20 protein-coding genes are annotated in these 22,948 nt (G+C 71.4%); 6 read left to right on the top strand and 14 right to left on the bottom strand.

Annotated features, from left to right (window positions below):
• Window positions 1–18: 18 nt before the first annotated feature.
• Complete coding sequence (locus WME97_RS09765; RefSeq protein ID WP_437551407.1) at window positions 19–3,378, bottom strand: HEAT repeat domain-containing protein; 3,360 nt, start codon at window positions 3,376–3,378, stop codon at window positions 19–21.
• A gap of 158 nt (window positions 3,379–3,536) precedes the next feature.
• A complete protein-coding gene (locus WME97_RS09760; protein WP_437551405.1) occupies window positions 3,537–5,198 on the bottom strand; it encodes a glycoside hydrolase family 30 protein in 1,662 nt (553 codons plus the stop codon).
• 304 nt (window positions 5,199–5,502) lie between these two features.
• Between WME97_RS09760 and WME97_RS09755 the strand changes: the two genes are divergently transcribed.
• Entirely contained in the window at window positions 5,503–6,288 is a 786-nt protein-coding gene (locus tag WME97_RS09755) for a hypothetical protein (protein WP_437551403.1), read from the top strand.
• Between the two features lie 47 nt (window positions 6,289–6,335).
• Here WME97_RS09755 and WME97_RS09750 read toward each other — a convergent pair whose 3' ends face one another.
• Window positions 6,336–7,157 (bottom strand): metallophosphoesterase, encoded by an 822-nt coding sequence (locus WME97_RS09750; protein WP_437551401.1) that lies wholly within the window; start codon window positions 7,155–7,157, stop codon window positions 6,336–6,338.
• 18 nt (window positions 7,158–7,175) lie between these two features.
• Entirely contained in the window at window positions 7,176–8,417 is a 1,242-nt protein-coding gene (locus WME97_RS09745; RefSeq protein WP_437551399.1) for a radical SAM protein, read from the bottom strand.
• Window positions 8,418–8,654: 237 nt separating this feature from the next.
• On the opposite strand from WME97_RS09745, the gene WME97_RS09740 reads away from it, so the two are divergent.
• A complete protein-coding gene (locus WME97_RS09740) occupies window positions 8,655–9,074 on the top strand; it encodes a putative metal-binding motif-containing protein (protein WP_437551397.1) in 420 nt (139 codons plus the stop codon).
• Window positions 9,075–9,150: 76 nt separating this feature from the next.
• Here the strand turns inward: WME97_RS09740 and WME97_RS09735 are convergent, their stop codons facing one another.
• The 4 genes from WME97_RS09735 to WME97_RS09720 form a co-directional block, all read right to left on the bottom strand.
• The gene (locus WME97_RS09735) at window positions 9,151–10,713 is read right to left on the bottom strand and encodes a hypothetical protein (protein WP_437551395.1); all 1,563 of its coding nucleotides are present in this window, start codon (window positions 10,711–10,713) and stop codon (window positions 9,151–9,153) included.
• A 21-nt stretch (window positions 10,714–10,734) separates the two neighbouring features.
• The gene (locus WME97_RS09730; RefSeq protein ID WP_437551393.1) at window positions 10,735–11,382 is read right to left on the bottom strand and encodes a nucleotidyl transferase AbiEii/AbiGii toxin family protein; all 648 of its coding nucleotides are present in this window, start codon (window positions 11,380–11,382) and stop codon (window positions 10,735–10,737) included.
• A complete protein-coding gene (locus WME97_RS09725) occupies window positions 11,328–11,633 on the bottom strand; it encodes a DUF6922 domain-containing protein (protein WP_437551392.1) in 306 nt (101 codons plus the stop codon). Before WME97_RS09725 ends, WME97_RS09730 begins: the two co-directional genes overlap by 55 nt.
• 329 nt (window positions 11,634–11,962) lie before the next feature.
• A complete protein-coding gene (locus WME97_RS09720; protein WP_437551390.1) occupies window positions 11,963–13,159 on the bottom strand; it encodes an SMP-30/gluconolactonase/LRE family protein in 1,197 nt (398 codons plus the stop codon).
• 218 nt (window positions 13,160–13,377) lie between these two features.
• Between WME97_RS09720 and WME97_RS09715 the strand changes: the two genes are divergently transcribed.
• On the top strand, window positions 13,378–14,358 hold the full coding sequence (locus WME97_RS09715) for a 2-dehydropantoate 2-reductase (protein ID WP_437555348.1): 981 nt from the start codon (window positions 13,378–13,380) through the stop codon (window positions 14,356–14,358).
• A 12-nt stretch (window positions 14,359–14,370) separates the two neighbouring features.
• Here WME97_RS09715 and WME97_RS09710 read toward each other — a convergent pair whose 3' ends face one another.
• Window positions 14,371–15,027: a hypothetical protein gene (locus tag WME97_RS09710; RefSeq protein ID WP_437551389.1), complete on the bottom strand. Its 657-nt coding sequence runs from the start codon at window positions 15,025–15,027 to the stop codon at window positions 14,371–14,373.
• A 148-nt stretch (window positions 15,028–15,175) separates the two neighbouring features.
• On the opposite strand from WME97_RS09710, the gene WME97_RS09705 reads away from it, so the two are divergent.
• Window positions 15,176–16,324: a multiheme c-type cytochrome gene (locus WME97_RS09705; RefSeq protein ID WP_437551387.1), complete on the top strand. Its 1,149-nt coding sequence runs from the start codon at window positions 15,176–15,178 to the stop codon at window positions 16,322–16,324.
• A gap of 148 nt (window positions 16,325–16,472) precedes the next feature.
• Complete coding sequence (locus tag WME97_RS09700) at window positions 16,473–18,095, top strand: hypothetical protein (protein WP_437551385.1); 1,623 nt, start codon at window positions 16,473–16,475, stop codon at window positions 18,093–18,095.
• Window positions 18,096–18,185: 90 nt separating this feature from the next.
• Here WME97_RS09700 and WME97_RS09695 read toward each other — a convergent pair whose 3' ends face one another.
• Window positions 18,186–18,590, bottom strand: coding sequence for a GFA family protein (locus WME97_RS09695; RefSeq protein ID WP_437551383.1), 405 nt, complete (start codon window positions 18,588–18,590; stop codon window positions 18,186–18,188).
• A 318-nt stretch (window positions 18,591–18,908) separates the two neighbouring features.
• On the opposite strand from WME97_RS09695, the gene WME97_RS09690 reads away from it, so the two are divergent.
• Entirely contained in the window at window positions 18,909–19,478 is a 570-nt protein-coding gene (locus WME97_RS09690) for a hypothetical protein (protein WP_437551381.1), read from the top strand.
• A gap of 33 nt (window positions 19,479–19,511) precedes the next feature.
• On the opposite strand, the gene WME97_RS09685 is transcribed toward WME97_RS09690, so the two are convergent.
• The 4 genes from WME97_RS09685 to WME97_RS09670 all read right to left on the bottom strand — a co-directional run bounded on the left by WME97_RS09685 (window position 19,512) and on the right by WME97_RS09670 (window position 22,911).
• The gene (locus WME97_RS09685) at window positions 19,512–20,015 is read right to left on the bottom strand and encodes a hypothetical protein (RefSeq protein ID WP_437551380.1); all 504 of its coding nucleotides are present in this window, start codon (window positions 20,013–20,015) and stop codon (window positions 19,512–19,514) included.
• A 96-nt stretch (window positions 20,016–20,111) separates the two neighbouring features.
• Window positions 20,112–21,098, bottom strand: coding sequence for a hypothetical protein (locus WME97_RS09680; protein WP_437551378.1), 987 nt, complete (start codon window positions 21,096–21,098; stop codon window positions 20,112–20,114).
• 38 nt (window positions 21,099–21,136) lie between these two features.
• Window positions 21,137–22,201, bottom strand: a complete 1,065-nt coding sequence (locus WME97_RS09675; RefSeq protein WP_437551376.1) for a hypothetical protein — start codon at window positions 22,199–22,201, stop codon at window positions 21,137–21,139.
• A complete protein-coding gene (locus WME97_RS09670; protein ID WP_437551374.1) occupies window positions 22,198–22,911 on the bottom strand; it encodes a hypothetical protein in 714 nt (237 codons plus the stop codon). Before WME97_RS09670 ends, WME97_RS09675 begins: the two co-directional genes overlap by 4 nt.
• Window positions 22,912–22,948: the final 37 nt, after the last annotated feature.

Genomic DNA, 22,948 nt, shown 5'->3' with positions numbered 1-22,948 from the left:
CGCCCGCCGCTCCCCGCCTCACGGCGGCATGACGAACAACGCCGGCCCCGCCACGGCCGGGGACGGGTCCTTCCGGTAGCGCTCCAGCAGCTCGCGCCGCTCTGCGGTCCAGCCGTTCTTCGGCGACGCCGCCTGCACGAGCGCCTCCAGCGCGAGCCGGCGTAGCCGCGGATCGGGGCTCGCCCGGAGCTCCTGCTCGAGCTGCGACGGGTGGACGCAGCCGTGCACCGCGGACATCGCCGCGACCATCGCGTCGTGGTGCAGGAGGTCCCGCCGGCCGAGCTCGACGAGCGCCTGTCCGAGCGCCTTCCAGGGAAGGAGGCGCGCCGCGAGCCCCAGGTACTGGGGCACGGCGAGGGCGTCCGCCTTGAGCGCGGCGAGCAACCCCTCCCCGACGGCGACGTGGTGCTTCGCAGCGTACGAGCCGAGCCGCGCCGAGAGCGCGGGCAGGAACGCCACGAGGTGCCGGCGCCTCGGCGAGAGCTCCGCGAGCCGCTGGACGACGATCGCGACCTCCCCGTGCTGCATCCTGGCGAGCGCCGCGGACAGCGCCTCCGCCGCCTCCTCGGGCGCGGGCGCGGCCATGTGCTCGAGCAGCCGGCGGAAGAGCGCTCGCGCCTCGTCCCGGAGCGGCAGGTGCGCGGCGCGCCGCAGCAGGTCGAGCCGGGCTTCCGGCTCCGCCCGCCCGAGGATCGCGGCGAGCAGGTCCACCACGCGCCGCTCGGCCTCGGTCGACAGCCTGCCGAGCGGGATGTCCGCGAGCTTCGAGGCCACGATCCAGTCGGGATCCCGGGCGGCGCGGCCGAAGATGTCCCAGGTCTCGGGCTTGTCCAGGTGGTCCCAGAGCGCCCGGAGCAGCGCGATCCGCACGTCGCGGTGCGTCTTCGGGGCGTCCAGCCGGAGCAGGTCCCGGTAGGCGTCGTCGCCGCCCAGCTCGCCGAGCAGGCGCACGACCTCCTTGGCCACGGTCACCTTCGTGGTCGGCACCGCCCGGAGCTCGGCGAGGACCCGCTCCCGGGACATCTCCGCGAACGCCTTCCGGAGCGCGTAGATCGCCCAGCGCGCGCGATCGTCGCCCAGGCACTCGATCAGGACGGGGACGCCCTGGCCGGCGTCGAGCCACGGCAGGCCCCGGATGGCCATCTCGCGCAGCGGCGGCCTCGGATCCGAGGCGAACGGGGTGATCGCCGACGCGTCGACGTACGCGAGCCGGACCAGCGTGGAGATCGCGAACCGCAGCGTGGGGACGTCGCAGGTCTCGTCGCCGAGCAGCGCGCGGAGGCCGGCGGCGTACTTCTCCTGCTGCCTCGCCGTCCAGCGACCGTGGCCCCCGCCGAAATCGAGCACCCAGCGCGTCTTGCCCGTCGCGAACCTGCCGGTCATGGGCTGCGTCCGGTCCAGCAGGGGGTCCAGGAGATCCTGGCGCCTCTGGCTCACGTGCCGGGCGACGGCGCCGATCAGCACGAAGCTCCTGTCCTCGCGCAGCAGCGCGGGCACGAGCCGCGCGAACCGCGGCCTGTCGTGGGCGCGCAGCAGGCCGAGCGCGCCCGCAGCGACCCCGACGAACGGGAGCTCGCGGGACAGCCGCTCGAGCGCCTCGAGCAGCGGCGTGACCACCTCGAGGCGGATGCCGAGGCTCTGCGCTAGCGAGAGCACCGCCCCTGCCCGCTCGCCGGTGCACCAGGCGCCCGCGAGCTGCGCGAGCGCCGGGCTGAGCCGCTCGGCCTCCGCGCGGGTCAGCCCGTCCCCGAGGCCCGCCGTCGAGACCGAGCCGCGCACCGCGAGGATCTTCGTGAGCCAGCGCGCCCCCCACGTCCCGTCGATGCGGAACAGGCGGACCACGAGCCGCTCCACGGCCGAGGCCGTGGCGTGGGACAGGTCCGCGGCGTCGAGCGCGTCCTGCGCCACGGCGCCCACGGCCTCCAGGTGCTCCTGCGCGAACCGGCCGATGGGCAGCGCGGCGAGGGCGCCGATCATCGCCCGCCGCACCGGATCCTGCTCGAACTTGCGGGCGCGCACGTTCGCGAGCGCGTCCGCGAGCGCGCCCCGGTCGTGCAGGACGCTCGCGAGGAGCAGCGCCTGCGCCTTCGCCCGCTCGTCGCCCTCCGGGTGCCCGAGGAGCGGCGCGAGCACCTCCTTGGCCTCGGCGAAGGACAGGAGGCGCGCGTAGCTCATCCGCCGCTCCGGCTTCGAGACGAGCGACGGGCAGCTCGAGAGGTGCCGCCTCGCCTCGCGCTCGCGCAGGTCGCGGGGCAGCGCGTCGAGCACCTCGGGCGCGATCGTGCCGTCGGCGGCCTGCGCCGCGCAGGACCAGCGCTCGAAGGCCCGCTCCCGGATCGCCTGCTCCTCGGCCGAGTCGGCCTTCACGTAGCGGAACAGGAAGGCGCCGAAGCCCCCGCGCCCTCCGAGCAGGAAGGCCCGGAGGACGGCCTTCTGGTCGTCGGGGCCGAGCCGCAGGAACCACCGCGGGCCCTGCTTGCCGTCGCTCAGCGCGCCCCAGGCGTGGCGGATGAGGTACTCGAGGCGCTCGGCGCCGAGGGCGGGCGCGCCCTTGTCGAAGCGCACCACCGCGAAGGCGCCGGGCGGCCGCGCGGGTCGTCCGCTCTCGTGGCGCGCCTTGAGGAGGTCGAACGTGGCGGCCGGGCGCGATCGGGCCAGGAGCTGCAGGGAGCCGGCGAGGAACGAGGGCTCCTCGCCGCGCTCGAAGAGGGCCTGGATCAGCGGCAGCGCCGCGTCGGGCGCGCGCCGGGCGAGCGGGACGAGCAGCGGCGCGAGGCGGTAGCGCAGGCGAGCGTCGAGGGACTGGGAGCGGGCGAGCGCCTCCCCGAACCAGCGCGCCGCGGCCGCCGGGTGCCTCACGCCGAGCCGATCGAGGCAGCTCGGGCCGCCCGCCTCGTCGATGGCGCGCCGGTGCGCCGACACGAGCGCCTCGGAGCCGAACGGGAGCAGATCCACGATCAGGGGGTCGCGCCCCGCCTGCATGCGCGCGCCGAGGAAGGCGTCCACGGCGGCCTGGCGCTTCCGCCGCGCGAGCTGGGCGACGGTGCGCCGGAGGGTGCGCCGCTCGAGGAGGGCGCCGAGCGCCGCGAGCGCCTGCGCGTCGTCGCAGAAGCGGGCGACCATGCGGCCCGCGCGCCGCCGCACGGAGCGGGACGGGTCGGAGATGGCCGCGACGACGAGCGCGCCGTCGCCCGAGCCGTAGACGCTCATGAGCGCGAGGAGGCGTTCGTAGGGCTGAGCGCTGCTCCAGAGCGCGCCGAGGAGCGCGCTTGCGCCAGCGTCGCCGCGCGCGGCGGCGCGGCCCACCTCCACCACGCGGCGGACGCGGTCGTAGTGGGCCAGCGGCTCGATGTCGGCGAGGAAGGAAGCGGCATCCATGGAGGGCGATCATAGCGCCCCGGGGCCGGAGGCTCGCAAGGCCGAGCGCGGCGACGCTCTGGAGCGTCGACACCCTCCGGTTTGAGTTTCATCTCTCCCGGGAGGCCATCGACAGGTTCAGGCCGCGATGGGTCGACCCGGGTCGGGTCGCGCGCGCCTCACTTCCAGTTGACGGTGGCCCAGCCGCGGGCAGGAACGCTGAACTGGAGCTTCTTGGAGGCCACGCTGAGGGTGGTCGTCTTCGCGGAGCTGCCGGAGTTGTAGACGACCGTGACGATGCTGCCGTCAGGGTTCTTGAACGCCAGCGCGTCACCGCCGGTCGTGTTGACGCGCATCGTTCCAGGATCGACGTACTGCGAGACGTGGCGGAAGACGTAGTAGGCAGGGGTCAGCACCAGCTCCTTCGTGTCGGCTTTCACGTTGAGGAGCGCGTTCTGCGGCCACGGCCGCTGCGAGTCGATGTTCTTCCCCACCGGGTCCAGCACCATGTTCCAGGCGTTGTACGAGTTCACCCCCGCCTTGATCCAGTCGCGGATGAGCCCCCAGCTCTCCTGCCCGTAGGCGTGGTCGTTCGCTGCCGTGTTCGGGTTGAACGTCGGCACGCCCGGAGGGTTCCAGTTGTAGTTGCCGCACTGGTGCTCCGTTTGCACGATCGGCATATTCCGCGATTTCAAGCCGTTCACGCTGCCCCGCATGTTCCACTGCAGCCCGAAGCCCTTGACGTACTTCATCGCGGTGGCATCGCCCGTCACAGCGCTGAGGATCCCTGGGTCTGCCGCTTCGTTCGACATCGTGCCAAGGAAGATCTGAGCCTTGATCCCGCGCTCTTCGAACAGCGGCCCCAGGTGGGTGCCGATGAACTTGGCCATGAGCTGCCCCGTCCACGCGCAGCTCGGATACCTCGTCTCGTAGGTCGGCTCGTTCTGGGGGTGGACCGCCTCGATGGTCATGCCCTCCGCGGCGTACGCCTCAACGAACTTCGCGAAGTACAGGGCATGTGCCTTCAGGGTGTTCGCGTCGTCCTTCATCTTGCCACCATCGAAGGCGCCGTTGCTCTTCATCCAGGTGGGGGGTGTCCAGGGGCTGGCCCAGAGGTGGAGGCCGGGCCTCACGGCGAGCGCCGCCTTGATGTACGGGATCAATTTCTCCTTGTCCCGCGCGATGGAGAAGCTCTCCATCGTGAAATCATCTTTCTTCTCGTTGAGGCTATAGCGATCCATCGCATAGTCGCTCGCCCCCATGGGGATGCGCCCGTAGGCGAACCCTGCGCCCTCGTTCTTGTCGAAGAGAAGCTTGATGGCTCGCTGCCGCTCAGCCTCGCTGAGCATCGAGAGCATGTTCCAGCCCATCTCGTTGAAGGAGCCGCCGAAGCCATCCCATCGCTGCTGCGTTGCCGCGTCGTCGACGGTCACGTCGGCATTGCCGCTCGTCACTTCCGCGGGCGTCCCGATCTTCCAGTACTCGTTCGCGCCCGAGGTGATCAACGTGGGCTCGACAACGTCGGGCTCACCGCCGCCGGTACCGGAAGACGAGCCGCCGCCCCCGTCTCCGCCCGGATCGCCGCCCGCACCGTCCGAACCGCCCGTCCCCGCGCCGCTGCCTGTCGTCCCGCTCCCGCTCGCGTCTCCGCTCCCGCTCGCGTCTCCACTGCCGCTCGCGTCTCCGCTGCTGCTCGCGTCTCCGCTCCCGCTCCCGCTGCTGCCCGCACCCGTACCCGGGCCGCCCGAGCTCTCGGGTTCTTCCGGGCCGCTCGAAGAACCACAACCCACCAGGAGAAACGCGAGCAATATGCCGGCGGTCGAAGCGCGTGCCCTGTTCATCACAAAAATCCTCCATCCCAGGGGTGCAACCCCTTGGCGGTGCCTGCAGCAGGCGTCAGAAAGTGGCCGTCCTATATGCCCAGAAGGCCCCACGGTGATCGGGCAGGTGGAATAAAAGGCGGCAAGCTCCACGTCGATGACCCGGCGCACGCACGCGCCATGCGCTCGCGTCACGCCTCCCGTGCCGAAGGTCCGCGTCGACGTCGCGGATGACACGGCGGCACGCCTTCCAGATCGTGCACAGCGGATCCAACCCGGCCGTACGATTGCTGGGTTTCGATGCGCGTGTTAGCGTCGGCCCCCGATGCGAACCGCGGTTTTCGCCCTCGCCCTCCTGGCCGGCTGCGGGGGCGCATCCGGGGCGGCGCCCGGCGCGGCCCTCTCCCCCTCCTACGCGACGAGCCTGGGCTCCACGTCGGCGAGCATGCCCAGCATGCCGTCCGCGCCCGCGTTGCCCAGTCGGGCTTCGGTCCAGGCCGATCTGGTCGTCCGCCCCGACGTGCTCGTCCTTGGCTTCGCGCTCCAGGAGACCGACGCCGATCCGCAGCGCGCCCTCGCCGCGGCGCAGGCCGCGGTGGAGAACCTGGAGCGGCAGTTCAAGGAGGCGACCGGCGGCGCATCCACGGTGAGGATGCTGGGCGCGTCGTTCACCACGGTCTTCACCGAGAAGGCGGAGAGCGAGGGCGACGCCGTATCGGCCGCTGTCGACGGCGTGATCGAGGTGCGCCTCGCCCCAGAGCTCGACTTCTGGGCGAGGAGCCGGCTGGCCGCAGCCATGGCGCAGGTCAGACGCGAGGTGAGCGCCGCGGTGCAGGCTGCGAAGGACGGTCGGCGCGGGGCGACCTTCGGGCAGCCTCGGGCCGAGGTGAAGGAGCCGGAGGGGCACCGCGCGCAGCTGACCGAGCAATGGCTCCGGAGGGCGCGATCGTTCGCGGAGGCGGCGCAGGCGGCGTCGGCGCCGCTCCTGCTGGTGGACTGCGCGCCGCCGGGGGCCATCGAGCAGCGACCCATCTCGCTGCTGGAGGTAGGGCTCTCTCTGTCGGTCGCGTGCCGCCTCAACGCGCTCTCCGCAGAACCGAAGCGCGACTGACGGCCCCCGCGCGGTTCACCCCCGGCTATCCGTCGTCGGGCAGGACGTTACCCGGCGATCAACCGGAACACGGGGAGCTCTGGCCGGCATGTGAACCGCACAGGAAGGACGCTTGTGCCGACACCGCGGCTCACGTACACCCTGCCATGGGCCGTGTCGTACATACCCGAGCGAAATCGGCCCGATCCAGGCGGAACCCACACCGCTGTTCCGAGCGCTCGGATCTGCCCTCCATGTGTATGCCCCGCGAGGCCCAGATCGAAGCGCGGCGCGCCGGGAGGGAGCGTCTCGAAGACGCCGGGCGCGTGCGTGAGAAAGAGCCGAACCGGAGCGGACGGCACGTTCGCCAGGGCGGCTCGCAGGTCGGCGTTCCCGCTGCAGAAATCGTCCGTCGCGACGATGGAGACGCCGCGCTTCAGCAGCACCGACTCGTTCCCGAGGAGCCTGGCCCCGGCGCGCGCGTACGCCTCGCTCAGCCTTTGCAAGGGCACGTGCCCCCAGTGTTCCCAGTTGCCGACGGTGGCGAGGACCTCACGCCCCGGCGCGGCGAGGCTGCGGCAGAGCTCCTCCAGCACGCCGAGCGAGCCCTCGCCCTCGATCGCGTCGCCGGTCAGCACGACGAGATCAGGCGCTAGCCCGCGGATGGCGTCGATGGCTTTCTCGTGGACACTGCCCAGCGCGCGCAGGTGGATGTCGGAGAGGTGAGCGATCCGAAACCCCTGGAGCGCGGCCGGGAGCCGGGGGATGGGGACATCGTGCTCGGCGACATCGAGCCAGGAAGGTTCGATGGCGATCCCATCGAAGGCGGCAATCCCTGCAGCGCAGCAGCCGGCGTGGAGGAAGGCTCGGCGGGTGACCGGTCGGACCATTTCGGAACCTTAGCAAACTCAGCTGGAGGGCCGCGGCTTGCGCGTGAGCTGGACCATCCGCTCCGGGGAATCGCGCCCGGGATCGGGGCCGTCGAGATCCTCCAGCACGAGCTCGAACAGCCCGTTGTCGAACGGCCTCCCCGCGGCCGGCGCGGCGGGCACGAGCCGCTCGCGCTTGCCCTGCGCGGCCAGTGTGCGCGCGCGGAAGTGGCAGTACGGGTTGTTCCCCGGCCGCCCGAAGAGCGCGTGCGCCGTGAAGGTGCACCCGCCCATGCACACCTCCGCGAAAGCGCAGCTCCGGCAGAAGCCCCAGAGATCGTCGGCCGTGCGCGCCCGCGCGAACGCGAGCCGCGGCGCCTCGTCCCAGATCTCCTGGAGCGCGCGCGCGCGCAGGTCGCCGCCCACGTAGGCGTCGCTCTGGAGCGACGGGCAGCCCTTCACCGCGCCGTCGGACTCGATCCCCAGCACCAGCTTCCCGGCCTGACAGCCGCGAAAGTGGTCGCGGCCGCCCTCGCGCAGCGAGCGCAGGAGCGCCTCCTCCGGGCCGAAGTAGCCCAGGTTGTTGCCGGGCATCACCGTTATCCCGTCCCGGAAGGCCCGCCGCTTCAGCTCGGCGATGCGCGGGAGCACGTCGAGCAGGTCGTAGGGCTGGAGCAGCATCGCCGGCCGGTCGGCCGCGCGGCCGAGCGCCGCGGTGATCTGCACCTGCCACGCCTTGATCCCCTGCTCCCGGAGCAGGTCGTAGAGCGCCTCCAGATCGCCCTGGTTCACCCGGTTGAGGTTGGTGTTGGCCGCGGTGAGCAGCCCCGCGCCCCGGAGGTGCCCGAGCGCCGATAGCGCGCTCCGGTGGCTGCCCGGGGCCTTGCGGATGAGGTCGTGGGCGCGCTCCAGCCCGTCGACGCTGACCGAGACGCTGTGCAGGCCGGCCTCCTTCATCTGCGCCGCGATCTCCGCGGTGATCCCCCGCCCTCCGGTCGTCATGGTCGGCCGGACGCCCGCGGCCTTGAGCGCCGCGATGATCTCCAGAAAGCCGTCGTGCAGGTAGGCCTCGCCGCCGATGAGCACCACCTCGCGCGCGCCCATCGCCGCGAGCTGCTGCACCACGCCAAGCGCCTCCTCGGTGCCGAGCTCCGAGGGCCGCGCGGCCCCTGCCCTGGATCCGCAGTGCCGGCAGGGCTGATCGCAGCGGAGCGTCAGCTCCCAGACGACGTACGCCGGGAAGTACTCGCCGGGGACCACATCGAGACGGCGCAGCGCCATGCCGGAGCCTACCGCGAACTCCGCCGCCGGCTCCTGCTCTCCGGCGCCCTTTCGACGCGCGGGGGATGGATGATGGCGACCTGCGCACGCGCACGCCGGGCCGCTGCGCCATTCCCCTTCATTTTCCTTGCGCGTCGCCGAGGCGCCTTGACATAGAATGGGACGGTTTGACCTCCCTGGCTCGGCCTTCCGGGGCGCGCCAGGGCTCGGCCCCATGGCCCAAAGGCGGAGATCCTCATGCTCACCCTCGGCGCTTGTCCTTGCTGCGATGGTTTCCTGCCTCCCGGCGCTTCCGCCTGCCCGCATTGCGGCGCGACGCCCACGGCCGAGCGCGCCGGCTGCGCGCAGGCGCGCCACGGGATCGCGGGCCGGCTGCTCGCGGCGGCGTCGGGCGGCATGATGGCTGTCACGCTGATGGCCTGCTACGGCATGCCCCCGTGCGACGAGCCCGCGACCGACAGCGACGGCGACGGCTACCAGGCGACATGCGAGGGCTACGGGCCCGAGGAAGACTGCGACGACGGCAATCCGGACATCCACCCCGGCGCGACGGACGTGGCAGGTGACAGCATCGATCAGGACTGCAGCGGCGACGATACCCCGCTCGGCACCGGCGGCGCGGGAGGCGGCGGAGGCGGCGCTGGCGGCGCCTCCTGACAAATCCCCTCACTTTGTTGGCATTTTAACGAGAAATTAAACAGGGAGACGGGGAGACGGGGAGATTGATGGGATTTCACTCCCCGCCTCCCCGCTTCCCTGTGAACTTTCCCGAAAACGGAGCCGCCGCCCATTCGGACAACACACGGCGGACGCGCTCGAGATATCCCTCCTCGCGCACGATCTCCTGGTATCCCGGCACTGCGCCGACCCACTCCCGCATACGCACGTTCGACGCCTCGGTGAGGTACATCGTGGGGAGCCCCATGAGCGCGGGCCCATCCATGCCTGCGGTCGTGACGCCGAGCTGGCCGACCAGGCCGTGCGTTCGCTTCAAGTGCTCGAAGAACTGCAGCTGCGCCCGGCGCATGTCGAGCTGCCGAAAAGTGGGGTCCTTCCAGAAGAGCGTCATGTCGACCGCGCCGTCGGGGACCTGTGCGTCTCGAAGAGCGTCGCCGGTCAACACAGGCACGAGCCCCGCACGTTGAACGAGGTCCGTCAGCTCCAGGAGCTCGGCGAGCGTCGTGTTGCGGTGCGGGTGGTGGACCCCCTCGCGGATCCAGAGCAGCACCTTCTTCCGGCGTGACTCTCCCGCCCGCGCTTCCGCGAGCCTGCGATCGACCCAGGCGATCACCGATCCCGGAATCGGCGCGTCCGCCAGAAACGCCGCGCGGAGTCTCCCCTGGGCGGACGACGGATCGGCCTTGAAGGCGCGCGCGACGATCTCCGTTGTCTGCTTCATCGCGCGCGGGCGCGAGCGGTACGCCTGAAGGTGATCGCTCAGGCCTGCATCGCGGAGAAACGCCTCGGCTTGCGCCGTTCCCGCTTTGCCTGGCTCGACCTGGATCGCCGCGCCCGCGAGGACGGCGGCCGCGGCGACGTACCACCCCTCGCCGAACGAGAAGCCGCCGTCGGTGTGGAATGTATACGCGTGGTTTCGCTCCTCGATGATCCTGCGCGCCGCGCGGGCGGCGATCTCGGCCTCGTGAGCCGCCGCGCGCGCCGCGCGGGCGACCTTTGACCGCGGAGAGCCGCCCTCGAGCTCCGAGGCGCTGATCGCGGCCGCGCGGGCCGAGGCCTCTGCGCCGACCACGATCGCCGCCACGCGCCGCCAGCCGTCGTCGCAGGCGTCGCGCGTCGGCGCGCGCTGCGCGCTCAACGAGAGCTGGCCCGCGCCGTGGAGCGCGTCTGCCGCCCGCGCCGCATGGGCCCTCGCCAGCGTCGAATGGGCGCGCATCGCCGTCGCGAGGATTCGCTCTCTTCCCGCGGCGACCTCATGTTCCTGGAGGGCAGCGCGCTCCTGCTCGGCGGCGGCCAGCGCGCGATCCGCCTGCTCGATCGCGCAATCGAGCAGACGCCGATAGCGCTCGCGCTGCCCCGGCGCGTGCAGCGTGGTCGCCAGGGCGAGCGCGGCGCCGAGGCTGCTTTCGGCGTCGCGCTCGATGTGCTGCGCGGCGAGCGTCTCGGCGACAACCACTCCCATGCACACCGGCTCGAGTCCCTCGATCATCGTCCTGTCGGTCACCCGCGGCGCGCAGCGCCGCCAGCAGCAGCGGCTTGTCGGGGAGTTCCCTGCCTTCACTTCAGCGCAGGCACCTCGTATCACGGCGGTGGTTCCAGTAGTACCAGAGACATTCAACCAAATCGCTGATCACCATTGTTATTCCTTCTCATCTATCAGCAACTTGGGCACTTCTGTCAGAAAGAATCTCTTCATCCGCTCCCAACTTGTCGCGGTCAAGCCCCGCGGATACACGGGATCTTTCTCCGCGTCCTCGAAGTACGTCAGCGATCGCAGCACATGGTACAGATCCGCTTCCGACACCCCGAACTTTGCCACGTACGCCGCCGCAGCGTCCCGCAACGGCAGCCCCCCCTCGGCGAGCGCGCAGAGGTCCCAGAAATCGCGACGCAGCCCACGTCGCGCGATCGCGGCAAGCTTCATCGCAGCAAGGTCCCGCACCCCTGCCATGGGAAACGCTTCCGGTCCGGGCGTTGGCGCATCGAGCAGCCCATAAGGATACCTTACGATATCCACTGGGATGCCACTCACCATTACCCGCAACGCCGCATCGGTCATGCTTATCACCTGCAGATCGGGCACCACAACCCGAACCGCCTGGGCGAGCATCGTCAGATCGACGTCCGCGGAATTGCTGAACAAGTCGAGGTCCAGCGACCGACGGTGGCGTAGATGCACTGCGACGGCCGTCCCCCCGGCCAGATAGAACCGCTCGATCCCAGGGATGATCTTCAGTCGACCCAGGGCGCGGCTCTGCTCCTTCGCCAATCCGGTGGACTTGCCCACACTTCACCCTCCGCTTTTAGTACTGCCCGCCAGAACGCGAGCGTCCGCCCGCTCAATTCGGGGTGCCCGAGCTCCCGCAAAAACCGGTGTATTCCGTTCATTCCGTACGTCCGGATGAGCCAGCGCACCTCCTCCAGCCGACCGAACTCGAGAACTCGCGGGATGATGTAGTCCTGGCCCGTCACTGTATCGAGCGCCTTCGCGTCGACGTCCCAGAACACCCAGCGGAATCTCTCCGGCACCTTCGCCATGCCCCAGTTTACCGCACCTGGAGCCCCGCCAGGAAGCCGCTGCCGCTCGGCTTTCGCGCGGGCTGCCGGAATCCGCCCGCCTCTGTCCGCGTGGAAACTCGAACGCCGGTCAGTCGTGGCTCCCCATACGGACGAATCTGCCCGACATCGACCTGAGCCGGCCCGCCAGACCGGTCAAGCGCGATCGCCCGCGGGGTGGTCCGCGTCGGTGAAGCCATCATGGGTTTCCAGGAGTACATGCTCGCGCGCGGGAACAAGCCGCCGGACGCTCGCGGCTGAAGCGCCGGCGCGGCCGAGCACCGGCGGTCTGCGTCCAGCGAGAGCGAGGTTCAGTAGGGGTATCCGGGGATGTTCATCTCCATCGCATAGAGCGACGCGCCCGCCGTGATGTAAAGGGTCTTTCGATCGGCCCCGCCGAACGCGACGTTCGACACCTCGCCCAACCCCGTGATCTTGCCGAGCCTCGCGCCGCTCGGCGCGACGATCTCGATGCCCTCACGCCACGCGATGTAGACATTGCCCGCGCAGTCGACGCCCATGCCGTCGGCCTTCGGCAGGTTCGAGGCGAAATCGGACGAGGCGCCGGGCGCTCCGTCGGCGCTCAGCGTATAGCGACGGATCCGGCCGGGGGTGAACTCGGTCACGTACAGCACGCTCTCGTCCGGCGAGAGCGCGACGCCGTTGGGGGTCTCCAGCGTGCCGATGAGGCTCACCGCGCCGGACGGGGACACGCGGTAAGCTGCTGTCGGCAGCTCCGGCCTGCCGCTGCTGAGCTGAAAATCGGGATCGGTGAAGTAGACGTTGCCGTCGCTCCGCACGACGACATCGTTCGGCGAGCTGAACCGCTTGCCCATGTACGACCCGGCGACCTCGCGCCGCGCCTTCGTGCCGAGATCGAACACGGAGATGCTGCGCGTGTCGTGGGTACATGCGATGAGGTTCCCGTCGCTGTGGAGGCCCAGCCCGTTCGTCCCGCTGTTCTCGACGAACACCTCGAACGCGCCCGGCGGCGTGAGCCTCTGGATCTTCGCCTTTGGACCGTTGAGGGGCGGAGAGTTCTGCGCCTGCAGGTTGATCTCCGAGAAGAACAGCGCCCCGAGCTCGGCGACCCAGACAGGGCCCTCGACGTACGTGAACCCCCCTCTCACCAGCTGCGCCCTGCCGTTCGCCGGCACCGGATCGGCCGCGTACGGGCCGCCCGGGCAGACGACCGACACGTCATCACCGCCGCCCGCCCCGGCGCCGCCCGCCCCGGCCCCGCCGCTGCCGCTGCCGCTGCCGCTCCCCGTCTCGTCGCCCCCGCTGCCGCTCGTCGCCGCAGCGCTGCTCGCCCCCACGCTGCCCGCGCTGGTGCCGCTGGAGCTCGTGGCGCCCACGCTGCCCGTGGAGCCGCTCGACCCGCCAGCCCCAGCGCCGCTGGAGGATCCGCCCCCGCCCTCCGACTCGAGCGGGTCGTCGCCGCCGCCACAGCCATTCGCCGCAGCGAACAAGATCCAAGAAACGACCAGCGAGTACCTGACCTTCATAAGCAAGTGCCTCCAAGCGCCCCCGGATGGTGTGCCGATCGGGCACGCTCATCTTCGTCAGCTCGCCTCGCGCCGCAAGCGCCAGGTGACCGAGCGGCACGGCGCCTCGAACGCGCGCTCCGCGCAGGCCAAGGACCGGCACGACGCGGTGCGCCGTGAACGGCGGCGGCGGGCGAGGAGGCAACCGGCGGTCTGCGACGATAGGATGCAGAGACACCATGAAAATTGCGGTTTACGGCTTCGGATCCATCGGCGGTTTGCTCGGCGCCCGGCTGGCCAGGGCCGGCTGCGACGTCAGCGCCGTCGCGCGCGGAGAGAACCTCGCCGCCTTGCAGAAGCGCGGCCTGCTGCTGCAAGGCAAGGGAGAGATCACCCGCGTGCCGATCCGCGCCGCAGAGGATCCGGCCGCGCTCGGCGCGCAGGACGTCGTGTTCATCGCGGTCAAGGCCACCGCGCTGGCCGACGTCGCGGCGCGCATCGCTCCGCTGCTCCGCGAGGACACGATCGTCGTCCCCGCGATGAACGGCGTGCCGTGGTGGTTCTTCGCCCCCGAGAACGTGCCGTATGCCGGCGCCCGGCTCCAGTCGCTCGACCCGGGCGACGTCGTGCCGCGCGCCATCCGGCTCCGCCAGGTGGTCGGCTGCGTCGTGCATCTGTCGGGTTCCAGCCCGGAACCGGGGATGGTGCGCGTCGGCCTTGGCAACCGCCTGCTTCTCGGCGAGCCGGCCGGCGGACCTTCGGACCGGGTGGGCGCGCTGGTCGAGCTGCTGCGGCGCGCCGGCTTCGAGGCCGAGGCCAGCGCCGAACTCCGGACCGACATCTGGTACAAGCTGTGGGGCAACATGACGATGAACCCGGTGTCGGTGCTCACCGGGGCGACGTGCGATCGGATACTGGATGATCCGCTGGTGCGCGGCTTCTGTCTTCAGGCGATGCAGGAAGCGGCGGCGATCGGCGAGAGGATCGGTTGTCCGATCGCGCAGAGCGGAGAAGACCGGATGGAGGTCACGCGCAGGCTCGGCGCGTTCAAGACATCGATGCTGCAGGACGCGGAAGCCGGCAAGTCGCTGGAGATCGACGCGCTGGTGACCGTGGTCCACGAGATCGGCAAGCTGACCGGCGTACCGACGCCGACCATCGACAGCTTGCTCGGCCTCGTGCGCCTGTGCGGCCGCACGCGCGGCCTGTATGCCGGATGATCCAATCGTCGCTCAGGGCCGGGCTCCACCGCAGTCGCCCGGGCAATTGCAGTCGTTCTCACCCGCGCCGCAGGCGCCGTCGCCGCATTGCGCGCAGAGGTGCGCGTCGGGCGCCGTGGTCACGCACGCGCCGTCGACCCGCGCCATGCTCGCGATGGGCGTGAGACCCTGGCAGCACGTCGTGAACGACTTGCTCGACGCCATCCCTCCCTCGCCCGAGCAGCGCGACGCGAGCGCTGCGCACGAGCCGTCGGCTTGCTGGACATACCCGGGCAAGCAGTCGCACTGCGGCCGCCGGGGGCGCAGCACCGGCACCGTGCCGGCCGGGCCTCTCGGCCCCAGCTGAACGGTAGCCGCGGCCGGAGACTGCGCCGGCGCAGCGCCGCCCGGGCTCGCCGGCGGCGGGGGGCTGGCTCCCTCCGGCCCCGCGGGAGGCGTGGCGATCTTGCCGTCCGGCGTCTGGGACTCGATCGGGATCCAGTCGACGATCTGGCCGTCCGGCGTGACCGTGGTGGCCACGACGTGCTCGCGGGGAGGCCGCGCCGTTCCCCCCGGCGCGCAGGGGTTGTCAGCGCCCGGGTGAGGGGGATCCGCCGGGTCGGGCCCCCTGGCGGCGCAGGCCGCGGCGAGGAGCAGCAGGGGGCACAGGAGCAGAGCAAGCGCGTGCATGGGCAGGAAACACGGGAGCCCGCGGGATCTTACGGCGCCACGCCGCCTGCGGCGGCGGAACGGCCCGAAAGGAGGCAGAGCGGCCGGCGTCGCGCGGAGGCCTCGGAGATGACGCAGCGTCGGGGGTGTTGTAGCTGCAATCTTCGCTGTGCAGCGCTGTGTACCTGGCCTCGGCTTGCTGATCGCGGGCGCCCTCGCGGGCGCGTGCGCTGCCGCGCCGGAGGCGCCCGCGCGGCCGACAGGTGACGTCGAGGCGCCCGCCGGCAGCGCGCTGCCCGGAGCCTCAGAAGCGGCGCGGGTGCCCATGCCGAGGCCGGCGCGGGCGCGGCTCGAGGCGGCGGTGAGCGCGAACCAGGCCTGCGAGGGGTGCCACGAGGAGGTGGCGCGGGAGTGGCGCGCGTCGCTCCACCACCGGGCGAACTCAGAGCCGGCCTACCGGCGGGCGTTCGCGATCGAGCCGATGCCGTTCTGCCGGGCCTGCCACGCGCCCGAGGCGAGGCCGGAGGAGCCAGAGCCCGAGGCGCTCGGGGCGCTCGGCGTGGGGTGCGTGACGTGCCACGTGACGGGCGACGCCGAGGGTGAGCTCGCAAGGCAGGCGGTGGCGCCGGTGCTCGCGGCGCCGTGGGCGGGGCCCGGGGCGCCGCCGGCGGCGCCGCACGCGGTGATCCGGGACGCGCGGTTCGGGGGCGCGGACGCGTGCGCGGCCTGCCACGAGTTCGCGTTCCCCACGGCGCGAGGGCGGTCGGCCGCGGAGCTGATGCAGTCGACCGTCATCGAGCACCGCGCGTCGCCGGCCGCGGACCAGCCCTGCGCGGCGTGCCACATGCCCCGCGGGCCGGGGGGGCGGCGCGGCCACGGGTTCGCGGGATCGCGGGACGAGGCGCTCGTGCGGAGCGCCGTCGCGGTGACGGCGCGGCGGCTCTCGGCGACGCGCGTGGCGGTGACGCTCGCGCCCGCGAACGCGGGGCACGCGTTCCCGACGGGGGATCTATTCCGGAGGCTCGAGGTGTCGGCCGAGGCGCTCGGGCCCGACGAGCTGGTGCTGGGGCAGGAGGCGCGCTACCTGACGCGGCACTTCGCGCTGCGGCCCGGCGCGATCGGGCGGAAGCTCGTGGCCGACGACCGGGTGCACGCGCAGCCCGTGACGGTGGAGCTCGACGTCGGGGCCGCCGGCGAGGCGCGGACGATCGCGTGGCAGGTGGCCTACCAGCGGGTGGCGCACCCGAACGGGGTGGACCTGCGCGACGCGGAGATCGAGGGCGAGATCCGGGTCGCGTCGGGGAGGCTCGCGCCATGAGCGGACGAGGGATCGGCGCGAGGGGGAGCAGGCCGGCGTGGCGCGCGGTCCGGGGTGGTGAGCGGCCGGGCAGCCGGCGGGTCGAGGATGAGAGCACGGGAGCGCGGCGCGGCGGTCCGGCGCGGTCGTGCCTGGAGGAGGACGAGCGATGATCGGGCGAAGGACGTGGTGGGGGCTGGGCGGGCTCGTGATGGCGATGGCAGGGTGCGGACCTGCGCCTGCGCCGCAGGCCGCAGACGGGCCGCGCGCGGAGGTCGCGACGCAGGGGCCGGGCGCGCCGGGCGCGCCGGGCACATCGAGCACCGCGGGCTCGCCGGGCGCGCCGGGCGGGGTGAAGGTGGACGAGGCGGCGAAGCCGGCGCCGCCGCCGAAGTCGGCGTTCGCGCCGGTGGCGCAGATCCCGGAGGAGGTCGAGCTGCGGCTTCACCCGGTGGAGGGGGCGCTGCTCGTGTCGACCTCCAACCTGACGGTGCTCGAGGGGGAGCAGGAGGCCGTGGCCGCCGCCGTCGGCGTGCTGAAGGACGGGAAGATCGAGTTCCCGAAGCGGCTGCACTTGCCGGGGTGGTGGGTGTCGGTGATCGGCGTCCACGGGCGCTATCCCGACCAGCTCGACCTGATCGCGACGGGCACGACGGGCCGCACCGGCGTGGCCGAGCACTACGCGCTGGGGGCGAAGGGCTGGGTGCAGCGGGTGAGCGACGCGGGGCAGTGGTTCACCGGGGTGGCGAGCATGGGCAGCTCGCTCGTGGGGCTGGTGGGGCCGACGATGATCGGGCCCTCGAGGTTCGTCACGCTGCGCGGGCCCAGGGTGGGACTGACGATCACGCCGGCGCCCAGGAAAGGGGAGTGCCGCGGGTTCGACTTCGAAGGGGCATCGCGTTACTCGGAGACCGAGGTCCGCCCGGAGGCATTCGGGGCGACGCGCGATGGGACCGCGCTGAGCTACGGGCTCAATTGCAAAGCGGAGAGCGCCCTGGAGGTCTGGAAGCCGGGCGAGAAACGCTCGACCATCCTGCCCATCCCGGCGCCGTTCGATGAACAGAAGGCCGACGATGTGCGCACGCTGATCCTGCCCGGCCCCGGCGACGGCGAGGCGTGGATCGTGGACGGGGGCGTGCTCCGCTACCAGGGCGGGGAGGCGAAGAAGATCGACCCGCCGGCGAAGGGCGCGCGCGTGCTCACGGCGTCGGCGGCGCCGGACGGGACGCTGTGGGCGCTCACGGACGACGCGCTGTTCGCGCGCAAGGGCGATGCCTGGGAGCAGGCGCCGCTGCCCGACGGGGTGAAGGCCCGCGACGTGGCCGTGGGGAGCGACGGGGCCGTGTGGGTCGCGGCCGGCGGGGCGATCCTGAAGCACGGCGGCGCCGGCGAGGCCGCGGGCGCGGCGCCGGGGACCATCCAGCTCCAGAAGGGGCCGCCGCCGAAGCCCAGGGAGAACCGGACCTTGCCCAGGCCCGGCGGGCCGAAGTGCCCGCAGAACCTCGTGGTGCTCTACACGTTCAGCAAGACGGCGCCGGACGACTACGACTTCCCGCTGACGCGCAAGGCGCTCAAGGGACGCACGGAGTTCTCGCCGGCGCGCTTCGTTGTGACGCGCGACATGGGGCAGCGCTTCTTCGCCGCGTTCGTACCGACCTGGGATCTCGCCAAGAAATTGGAGGAGCGGATCAAGACCGATGTGCAGGGCTCGACGCCGCAGATCGTGTGCGCCACGCCGGAGGTGGTGCGGGAGCTCAAGCTGGATCTGAAGACGGGAGAGGTCGCGAAGTAAGACGGGCGAAGACGGCGCGGCCGGGGCGCCGGCGTGCGGCGGCGGCTCCGTCGAGGGGCCGCCATCCACCGCAGCCAGCGGCGGCGCCGTTCACAGGTGCCGGGTCTCTCCCGGCGGCGTGCCCCAGTCGTTGTTGCGTCCGTCGGCGTACCGGATCGGCGCGGAGACGAGCTCCGCGAGATCCACGTCGTCCAGGGAAGCGAGCTGGACCGCCACATAGTCGCCGCCGATCGCCTCGACATATCCGCGCCCGAACGACCGCACGCCGCAGCGTCGACAGAACAGGTGGTGCCCGGCCTTCATGCCGAACTGGTAGTCGCTCAGCGCGTCCTCACCCGCGAGCAGCCGGAACGCGTCCGGCTTGAGGATCACGTTCCAGTTTCTCGTCTTGGTGCAGATTGAGCAGTTGCACTTGTTGGTTCCAGCGCTCAGGTCGATGTCGGCCTCGAAGCGGACCGCGCCGCAGTGGCAGCTCCCTGAATACGTCTTCTTCATGTGCAAACCTCCTGGCAGGACGGGCGTTCGCGTTCGAACGCGCGACCACCTGAAGGCCTGACGGTACCCGAATCCGCGCCGGCGGGAGCCCCCTTCGAAGCGCCGCCGCGCGGTCTGGAGGCGCGCCGCGCCGGCGGCGCCGGGGCATCCTTCAGCCGAGCCGCGGGTTCGTTGCCCTGACACACCTGTCATGCCGCTCGGCGGGCGCCTGGCACAAGGCGTCAGGAGCGCCGGTTTCTTGCGCCCGCGCAGGTGGTCTACCCGTTGCTTCGCCAGCGCCTCCATCCACGGCGGTCCCGCCGGAGAGAGGATGGCTCCATGACCTTATCTCTTTTTTCCCTCGTTCCGCTCGGCGCCTGCGTGCGCACGACCGCCGCGCTCGCCGCCGGATTCGCCATGGCCTCCGCCATGCCCGGCTGCATCATGAACCAGAAGCAATGCACCGAGATGGCCTGTAGCGACACCTTCACCATCACCGCCGCGACGGCGAACAAGAGCTGGGCGGCGGGAGAGTACACGCTGGAGCTCGCGGTGGACGGCAGCGCCGTGTCGTGCGCCTACAGCTGGACGAACACGCCGAACGTCGGCGGCAGCGGCGTGTTCGTCCAGTGCAGCCCGACCGTCAGCGTCTCGGTCAATGCGGTGGAAATCTGCACGGAGACGAGGCGCGGCGGCGGCGTCTCCCAGAGCTGCGTCCCGGCCCCCGGGCAGTTCACGCAGCAGCTCGCGATTCGTGGCACGCCGGCGCGCGTCGACGTCGTCGTGCGGCGGGACGGCGCGCTCCTCGGAGAGCGGAGCTTCACCCCCGCGTACCGGACATGGTACCCGAACGGCGAAGACTGCGGGCCTGGGTGCCGACAGGACACGCAGGACTGGACGCTCCCGTAGCCGTCGGCGCCGGAGGGGCGCCGAGGCGCTTACCTAATTCCAGCGAGCGGAGAGGACCGCCCTCATCCGGTCGATCCGCAGCGCCCTCTCCAGGGCGCGCCCCTCGTAGGCGCTCAGGAGCGCGGGGAGCGCCTGCCGGGCCAGCGCCAGCAGCGCGCGGCGGCGGACCTCCGGATCGAGCCTGCCCTCGACGACGATCTGGCTGAAGGCCAGGGCGAGGATCGCCTCGTCGCGGGTGAGCAGGCCGTACTCGTCCTCCTCGCCGAGCGCCTCGACCTCGGCCGCGTCCACGGCGTCCCAGCCGGCATTGCCGACCTCCCAGCGCTCGAGGAGCTCGTCGAGGAGCTCGATCGGGCTCTTCTTCGGGTGCTCGTCGCGGAAGTCGCGGAAGGCGGTGAGGGTCTCGTGCGCGGTCTCGTTGCCGAACGGAGCGGTCTCGTCGGTAAGCGACCAGAAGAACGGGTCGGCGAGGGCAGCGGCTGCCCTGGGGTGGCAGTCGTCGGGGGAGAGGTCGGGGATCTCGGGCGCTTCGGTCATGGGAGAGGGCTTTCCGTCGGCTGAGGCGCGGGCGCGCCGCGCCGCCACCTTACCGCGTCGGCGCGCCCCGTCCGAGCGCGGCGCCGTCTTCCCCCGTCATTTCCAGTGCCACTTGCCCTTCCCTTTGCCCTTGTGCTTGTGCTTGTGCTTGTGGATGACGAGGACGCGGCCGTCGTCGTCATCGTCGTCGTGCACCACCACCGTCGGCCTGACGTCGACCTTCACGGCCCACGTGGTCGCCACCAGGATGCCGATCACGGGCGCGCTCGGGCCGACCACGATCACAGCGCCTGGACGGTAACCGCAGAGGACCACGTGCGTGTGCCCGCCTTCCTTGAGCACCACCGTGACCTTGGTCGGATTGACCTTCACGTTGAGCTTGCCGGTGAAGTAGAGCCGATCGGGCCCGGGCGCGAGCACGATGACGTCCGGCCCCGACGCCGTCTGGACCGCTAGCTTGATCTCGCGCTCGCCGATCGGCACCGGCTTGAGGTTGAGATCCAGCACGTACACGCGCAGATCGCCGCTCTCCTTGTCGGCGACGATCTCCACGATGTCGTCTCCGACCGGCTGGAGCACGCCCCCGTTCGGCCCCTTGGTCCCGTCGAGCTGGGTGGTCTGGTGCTCCCTGGCGCTCTCCTGGAGCTCCCGGGTCCCGCCGCGCGGCACGTGCAGCACCCCCTTGAACGGCTCGCCCTTCACCTTCAGCTCGTAGCTGACCTCGGTCAGGTCGTCCTCGAGCGGCGGGAGCTTGGCGAGCAGCACGCCCCCCGACCTGGGCTCTGGCACGAGCGCCGCGCTCATGGGCGCTCCGTCCTTGCCAGGCACCTTGACCGAGACGCTGCCCGACACATCCGCCGCGATGGGCTTGCCGTCGCGATCCTTCACCAGCGCCGTCACCTGCCCGTCCTGGGCCACCGTCATGACGACGGACCCGGGCTCGTGCTGCTCCGTCAGCGCCCAGTTGTCCTCGATGCTCTCCGCCGTGATCTGCGGCGATTTGCTGCAAGCGGACGAGACGAGCGCCGCGGAGGCGACCCCGAGCGCGACGACCATGGACCGGAGACAACGTTGGATTCGCATACACCCCTCTCTGGTGACCTCTCGAAGGCGCGATCGCCTCATACCTGCTTGCGCGTCACGGACCAGATGAAGCCGTCGTACCAGAAGTGCATCAGCGCGACGGTCTGCGTGATCGACCACAGCGCGCGGTCGTCCGCCGGCGCGAGCTCGGCCCAGACCCCGTACACAAGGACGCCCCCGAGGAAGACCGCCGCCGCGATCGGCGTTCCGGCCCGGAGCGCGTCGAGGCGCAGCCGGCGGCGGAGGCGGCCGCCCTCCGACCACCAGACGAGCGCCAGGTACTGCACGGCGTGGAACAGGTTCATGATGAAGAAGGCCTGTCCCCAGGGGTTGAAACCCCACGTGTAGATCGAGCAGAGCCCCGTGCTGACGAGCAGCCACACCTTGGGGAACGACACCCGATAACCCCGCCGGACCATCCCTCGGTAAGCGAGCGCGTAATAGAGCAGGTACGACGTGCCCGCGGCGATGACGGCCCAGCTGAGGACGCGGTGGCTCGACGTCATCAGCGCAGGGACGGCGGTGAAGAAGGCGGGGCCCACGCCCTCGAAGGCGTCGAAGCTCTGGAAGTGGAGGAGCATCGTCGCGCCGCCCAGGATGGGGCCGGCATAGAGGACGAGGTTGAGCCACAGATCCAGCCGGCGGCCGAGCGCCGGCGCGTTCCCCGCGCGCGCGTCGTAGATGCGCCCGAGGCCGAACGTCTGGAGCGCCGAGTGGTAGACGTCCCAGAACACCACGAGGACCGACACGCAGGCGACGGCCCACATGGACAGCATCATCGCGGCGAACAGGGCGACCGGCGCCACGAGGAAGCGGAGCCGGTGCCGCCGGAAGATGTCCGCGTTGCCGTGGCTCCGGAGGAGCACCGCGGCGAGGTGGCCATGGATGAGCGTGCCGATGAAGAGCCCCGCCCACGTGACCTTCTCCCCGTGAAGCCTGAACCTCGCGTCGGCGAACGGCGTCCCCGCGATCAGGGCGCCCGCGGCGAGCGCGACGAGCGGCGGGAGCAGGAAGAAGGCCCAGTCATACAAGGGGCCGACGATGTACGCGGCCCGGCCCACACCGAGCAGCGCGGCGGACGCGGGCTCGGCCCGTGCGCTCATGCGGGACGAGGTGCCGCCGCGGGCCGCGGCTCCGGTGCTGCTGGCGAGAAGCCGATCGTCCATCCCTGCACGGCGAGGTGATCGACGAGCGAGAGCAGGAAGAGATTCACGCCGAGCATCTCCATCGACTCCTCCACGAAGTCGATGAGCGCGTAGATCAGGTTGTCGCTCCCGGCCCGCTCGGTCCAGTACCCGAGCGGCAGCTCCAGGACGAGGGCCCCGGTGACATAGATCCCGCCCGAGAGGAGGAATCGATTCCGCGTATCTCGCGGGAGGTGCGAGAGGAACCGGAGGTATGCGACCACGAACGCCGCCACCGCGGCGGCCGCCGGGATCACCCAGCTGAAGTACAGGACCCCGCCCAGATCGAGCCAGGAGCTCGCCGCTTCATGGATCTCGACCACCTCGTCGAGCGAGATGTAGAGGAACGCCGCGGAGAGCCCCCACCAGTGCTTCACGAACGTGCCCGTGCGCCGGGCGCCGACGGCGACGACAGCGAGCGTGAGTGAGCACACGAACAGCAGTGACGAGGTGTACCACGTGGGCACGTTCTGCTCGTAGCTCAGCGAGAACAACGGGACGACGCCGCTTTGACTCCTCAGGTGGAGGAGCGGCTTGAGCACCTCGACGGCGAGCCCGGCGCCCGCGATCACCGCCATCACGGCGAGCAGCGCGACCTGGAGCCGGGCCCGCGACAGGGTGATCTGCATCGAATGAGAAGAACTACGCCAGGACGCCGGACACGGT

The sequence above is a fragment of the Sorangium sp. So ce367 genome, assembly GCF_051520455.1.
In the GTDB taxonomy this organism is placed as follows: Bacteria; Myxococcota_A; Polyangia; order Polyangiales; family Polyangiaceae; genus Sorangium; species Sorangium cellulosum_B.
Note: the sequence above shows the minus strand (reverse complement) of the source record. Positions and strands in the feature narration are given on the sequence as shown.

Coding starts and splice junctions, on each gene's coding strand:
- WME97_RS09765 (WP_437551407.1), bottom strand. CDS start 3,378: ATGGATGCCGCTTCCTTCCTCGCCGACATCGAGCCGCTGGCCCACTAC.
- WME97_RS09760 (WP_437551405.1), bottom strand. CDS start 5,198: ATGAACAGGGCACGCGCTTCGACCGCCGGCATATTGCTCGCGTTTCTC.
- WME97_RS09755 (WP_437551403.1), top strand. CDS start 5,503: ATGCGAACCGCGGTTTTCGCCCTCGCCCTCCTGGCCGGCTGCGGGGGC.
- WME97_RS09750 (WP_437551401.1), bottom strand. CDS start 7,157: ATGGTCCGACCGGTCACCCGCCGAGCCTTCCTCCACGCCGGCTGCTGC.
- WME97_RS09745 (WP_437551399.1), bottom strand. CDS start 8,417: ATGGCGCTGCGCCGTCTCGATGTGGTCCCCGGCGAGTACTTCCCGGCG.
- WME97_RS09740 (WP_437551397.1), top strand. CDS start 8,655: ATGCTCACCCTCGGCGCTTGTCCTTGCTGCGATGGTTTCCTGCCTCCC.
- WME97_RS09725 (WP_437551392.1), bottom strand. CDS start 11,633: ATGGCGAAGGTGCCGGAGAGATTCCGCTGGGTGTTCTGGGACGTCGAC.
- WME97_RS09720 (WP_437551390.1), bottom strand. CDS start 13,159: ATGAAGGTCAGGTACTCGCTGGTCGTTTCTTGGATCTTGTTCGCTGCG.
- WME97_RS09715 (WP_437555348.1), top strand. CDS start 13,378: ATGAAAATTGCGGTTTACGGCTTCGGATCCATCGGCGGTTTGCTCGGC.
- WME97_RS09710 (WP_437551389.1), bottom strand. CDS start 15,027: ATGCACGCGCTTGCTCTGCTCCTGTGCCCCCTGCTGCTCCTCGCCGCG.
- WME97_RS09700 (WP_437551385.1), top strand. CDS start 16,473: ATGATCGGGCGAAGGACGTGGTGGGGGCTGGGCGGGCTCGTGATGGCG.
- WME97_RS09695 (WP_437551383.1), bottom strand. CDS start 18,590: ATGAAGAAGACGTATTCAGGGAGCTGCCACTGCGGCGCGGTCCGCTTC.
- WME97_RS09690 (WP_437551381.1), top strand. CDS start 18,909: ATGACCTTATCTCTTTTTTCCCTCGTTCCGCTCGGCGCCTGCGTGCGC.
- WME97_RS09685 (WP_437551380.1), bottom strand. CDS start 20,015: ATGACCGAAGCGCCCGAGATCCCCGACCTCTCCCCCGACGACTGCCAC.
- WME97_RS09680 (WP_437551378.1), bottom strand. CDS start 21,098: ATGCGAATCCAACGTTGTCTCCGGTCCATGGTCGTCGCGCTCGGGGTC.
- WME97_RS09675 (WP_437551376.1), bottom strand. CDS start 22,201: ATGAGCGCACGGGCCGAGCCCGCGTCCGCCGCGCTGCTCGGTGTGGGC.
- WME97_RS09670 (WP_437551374.1), bottom strand. CDS start 22,911: ATGCAGATCACCCTGTCGCGGGCCCGGCTCCAGGTCGCGCTGCTCGCC.